This is a genomic window from Leuconostoc rapi (genome assembly GCF_016908715.1).
In the GTDB taxonomy this organism is placed as follows: Bacteria; Bacillota; Bacilli; order Lactobacillales; family Lactobacillaceae; genus Leuconostoc; species Leuconostoc rapi.
Map to the genome: position 1 here is coordinate 1 of NZ_JAFBEK010000022.1, position 3,679 is coordinate 3,679.

A 3,679-nucleotide genomic window follows, 5' to 3' on the forward strand; every position below is an offset into this window, starting at 1 on the left:
TGAGTCGCAGTTCCTTTATGGTTGTTTTGGACAATTACCATTAAAGGCGCTGCGGCTTTTTTATTCAAGTGTTCGGTTTAATTTTACAATCTACCGATTATAATTTCTCTCATTTCATGGCTCTTAACAGCAAAAAAATCAGATTGTTTTATTTCTTCGTTATTCTGAATATTTACCATTTGATGAAAAGGGAATAAAAGCTGTTTATTATGTCCAAATTTTTTATTTTTCAAATTCCATTTAATTACTTTTTTCCGTAGTAAGTTTGGCTTTTTTGCAGTGACTATTATTCCATTAAATCGTGAAGTTTCTGTTACTAAACTGTCGTTGTAAACAGTAATAACTGTATTACATGGGTGGGTTACTGATGAATAATCAAATCTTTGTCGTAATTTATTATGATTATTCCTAGCCAAACCTATGATGGCTATAAAAAAAGATAACCAGCTAACAGGTATATTAATTAATCCCCATGATACTATCCCTGATGTAAACTTGTAAATTTGGTATATGGATTCACTTAGTATTTTAAGCATAACAAAATTTTCCTTTTAGTCTATATTTTTGAACTACATATATAATATAACAAAAGTTTAAAATCGAGCCGCTTGCATAAGGGAACTAACGTTCGTATAATTGAGGAATAAAAAATTTGAAATGAGAAATGAAATGGATCAAGATTTTAGCGCTTTAATCAATAATTACTTTCAGTATGATTATAGAGATAGGGGCATTAAAAAGTGGCGTGGCTTCTTTTTAAGCGACCATACTTCTGCATTAAGGAAAATGGATCAGGAAAATGTATATAGTGAAAAAAAGTTACCCAAAATGACTACGGATAAAATATTTCATAATGCAATGCACGCATTAGCAAATTATTATACTGTGACTATTCAATTAGATGAAACTAACTTCAATCATGAAACCAAAAAAAAATATATCTGGGTTCATTGAAAACATGTCGGATAATTATATTTATATTGAAAATAGAAAACTAGCCGTTAAGGATATTAGAGCATTAATCATCAATAGGTAAATCACGCTTTATCCTGTATAATAGTTCAAGTAGAGAAGTTAAGGCGGTGGCTATTTCCTTAAGGGGGGTGGTGCTTATGGTGTAAAAACTATAAACTCACATTCTAGGAAAGGAGTAGCCCAAGTGTCCGTATCGGACGCTTTACAGCTTATGCTAATGTTTGGTACTTTCATAGTTACCTTACTAGCATTAGTTGTTGAGTTGATTAAAAACCAACAAAAAAAATAACCGCCTTAGCTCTGCCAAGCTAGCGGTTATTTAATCGTTTTAAGTTTGCCACCGTCTTATACGGCTCTATAATGGGAAGTCTTGTTAGCGCAAGGCTTCCTTTTTCTGTATTCATTATAACATGCCTAGCCAAAATTGAGAAACAAAGTATTTATGCGCCTCTATATAGCAACGCTTAGCCATTCAATTTAGCCTTACATTTCAAGGGCTATTATATTATCTAAATAAAAAAAGCCTCTAACAAGCCAAGTTGATTTGTTAGAGGCTTTTTTTATAGTATTTAACAGAGACAATTGATAGTTATAGCCCCTTAACTCAATCATTTCTGAATTATTCAGCATTTCTATTTTTTGTGGGCCAAATGGGTTTAGTCATAATTATTATGACAACTCCAACTATCATAGTAACGAAGTAAATAATTTTTTGTGGATAGTTTACGATCAACCAAGAAGAGCCAATTATTATTGATAAGCCTAAAACAATGAACAGTGCTATGAAGCTATATCGAATTATTGGCGATATAGAATCAAAAGGATTTTTATTATCAGTAGGCTCTATCATATATCCAAAAATGAAGCCAACAAATAACCAAGTTGAAAAAACAATGGTACGAAGTGGGGTTTGAATATTTAAAAACCACACCATTGCTAACATACCGGTTAACATCGAATATAAACTCACCACGATAGACATTACATTATCACGAAAAACTTTATGACTATCTTTGATTAGTTTATTCTCTAACTGAATATTACCAGTAATTAGTTCATCCAGTGTTACGTCTAAGACTTTAGATATTTTAATAATCAATTCAATATCCGGTAAATTTCTTTCATTTTCCCAGTTTGAAATAGTTTTAGGGGAAACATTTAATTTTCTAGCTAATTGTGTCTGTGATAACTCATGTAGCAAACGTAATTCTTTTAAACTCTTTGAAAAGGTCATAACATACCTCCGTATTTTCTTTTTCTATTAGTATGAATAAAACTATAGCCAATTATCAAGCATTTTAACTAAAAAAGTATCTCGTTATTCGAGAGAGGTACGATTTTTGTGAATTTATGTAGCTCACAAAAAACAAATACCTAATTTTATACTTGGTATCCGTTTTTTTTTACTGTATAGTTTTAAAAAGCAACATTTTTAAGACGTTAGAGTCTTTTATGGGGGGCGCTGATGTCAAGATTATGGACAGGTTTTTTCGGTACCGAGAGTTGCCGGACTCCGAAAATTTTTCAAAACCCGGATTTCAGCTTAAAACGGCGTGATTTCTGGGTGTTTTTGTAGGTGGAACAGGGCCGAGCCCTGCCGGTGAGAGAAAACAGGTGGTATAGATTGTGAACCAGCCGGATTTCACAAGTTGTATCGTGCAACAAATAAGCCTTCACAAGGCGAATTTTTGAAATTCACAAGTGACGGCTTATAAACGGCGTCGTACCGGCTAGTGCCGATAACCGCCCTTATGTAAACTTGCATATTTTAATTATTGGTATATATTTAGATGTGGATATAACAATAGATTAATAGAGAGAAACATAATTTCATGAGACGCCCACCAAAGAAACAAGACTTTATACAAAAACATCCATTGCCTTTTATAATCTGCGCCGTAATTATTGTTGCCGTTATTGGATTATCAATTTTTAGTGATAATTCTGGCAATTCAGAATCAGAGTCATCTTCTTCGGTCAGCCATAAACAGTCTTCTAGTTCAGAGGAAGATAGTTCTGAAAGCTTTAGCGACGATGAATCATCAAGTTCTGATGAAATTGAATCTAGTAGCTCTTCAAGTACTGATAACTCAAAAGACTATGAGGATAAAGTAAATTCATTATTAAAAGGCACTGCTCAATATGCAACCTATGATAAGAGCACTAACACATTAACTTACGTTGGGTATGATGACTGGGCTAACTATTCTAATTCCGATTTACGTGACGCAATGGACATACTTGAAACTATTGCAAACAGACAAGCTGTGGTTTTCGATATGAATAATCCTGCAATCAATGTCCAATTACCTAATGGAACAATTATCGCTACTAGCGATGGTACAGATGATATAGAGTTTAGTAATTAAATAATATAATTAATATTTTCAATTGTTGCATTAAGCACACATGTTGTTATACAATTTAAGTATAGAAAAAGCCACGTGCTCTAACACGTGACTCTACAACGTTACTATATCAAATAGTGACTATCACAGATTAAACTTTAAAAAAGTAACTGCGACTCACCAAAGTTAAGCAGTTATTTTTTTTGTCTAGATATGCCAACAGGGCAATTAATAATATTCCAAATTGGAACATCAACCTGATTGCTCAGAAGTCAATAAATTGGACTATTTTTATTCAGTTACTTAGGCAACATTTGAGATACGATTGCGATTATAAAAATTGATATACCAACCAA

General features: G+C 32.6%; 6 protein-coding genes. 3 read left to right on the top strand and 3 right to left on the bottom strand.

Features of this window, described 5'->3' with window-relative positions; genetic code table 11:
* Positions 1-83: 83 nt before the first annotated feature.
* Complete coding sequence (locus tag JOD28_RS09680; RefSeq protein ID WP_204770559.1) at positions 84-536, bottom strand: hypothetical protein; 453 nt, start codon at positions 534-536, stop codon at positions 84-86.
* Positions 537-669: 133 nt separating this feature from the next.
* On the opposite strand from JOD28_RS09680, the gene JOD28_RS09685 reads away from it, so the two are divergent.
* Both JOD28_RS09685 and JOD28_RS09830 read left to right on the top strand, forming a co-directional pair.
* On the top strand, positions 670-954 hold the full coding sequence (locus JOD28_RS09685; protein ID WP_011666810.1) for a hypothetical protein: 285 nt from the start codon (positions 670-672) through the stop codon (positions 952-954).
* A 238-nt stretch (positions 955-1,192) separates the two neighbouring features.
* A complete protein-coding gene (locus tag JOD28_RS09830; protein ID WP_239531205.1) occupies positions 1,193-1,264 on the top strand; it encodes a putative holin-like toxin in 72 nt (23 codons plus the stop codon).
* Between the two features lie 330 nt (positions 1,265-1,594).
* Here JOD28_RS09830 and JOD28_RS09695 read toward each other — a convergent pair whose 3' ends face one another.
* Positions 1,595-2,209 (bottom strand): helix-turn-helix transcriptional regulator, encoded by a 615-nt coding sequence (locus JOD28_RS09695; RefSeq protein ID WP_010278995.1) that lies wholly within the window; start codon positions 2,207-2,209, stop codon positions 1,595-1,597.
* A gap of 598 nt (positions 2,210-2,807) precedes the next feature.
* On the opposite strand from JOD28_RS09695, the gene JOD28_RS09700 reads away from it, so the two are divergent.
* A complete protein-coding gene (locus JOD28_RS09700) occupies positions 2,808-3,344 on the top strand; it encodes a hypothetical protein (RefSeq protein WP_010278992.1) in 537 nt (178 codons plus the stop codon).
* Positions 3,345-3,474: 130 nt separating this feature from the next.
* Here JOD28_RS09700 and JOD28_RS09940 read toward each other — a convergent pair whose 3' ends face one another.
* Positions 3,475-3,585: a putative holin-like toxin gene (locus JOD28_RS09940; RefSeq protein ID WP_373306178.1), complete on the bottom strand. Its 111-nt coding sequence runs from the start codon at positions 3,583-3,585 to the stop codon at positions 3,475-3,477.
* Between the last annotated feature and the right edge of the window lie 94 nt (positions 3,586-3,679).

Coding starts and splice junctions, on each gene's coding strand:
- JOD28_RS09680 (WP_204770559.1), bottom strand. CDS start 536: ATGCTTAAAATACTAAGTGAATCCATATACCAAATTTACAAGTTTACA.
- JOD28_RS09685 (WP_011666810.1), top strand. CDS start 670: ATGGATCAAGATTTTAGCGCTTTAATCAATAATTACTTTCAGTATGAT.
- JOD28_RS09700 (WP_010278992.1), top strand. CDS start 2,808: ATGAGACGCCCACCAAAGAAACAAGACTTTATACAAAAACATCCATTG.
- JOD28_RS09695 (WP_010278995.1), bottom strand. CDS start 2,209: ATGACCTTTTCAAAGAGTTTAAAAGAATTACGTTTGCTACATGAGTTA.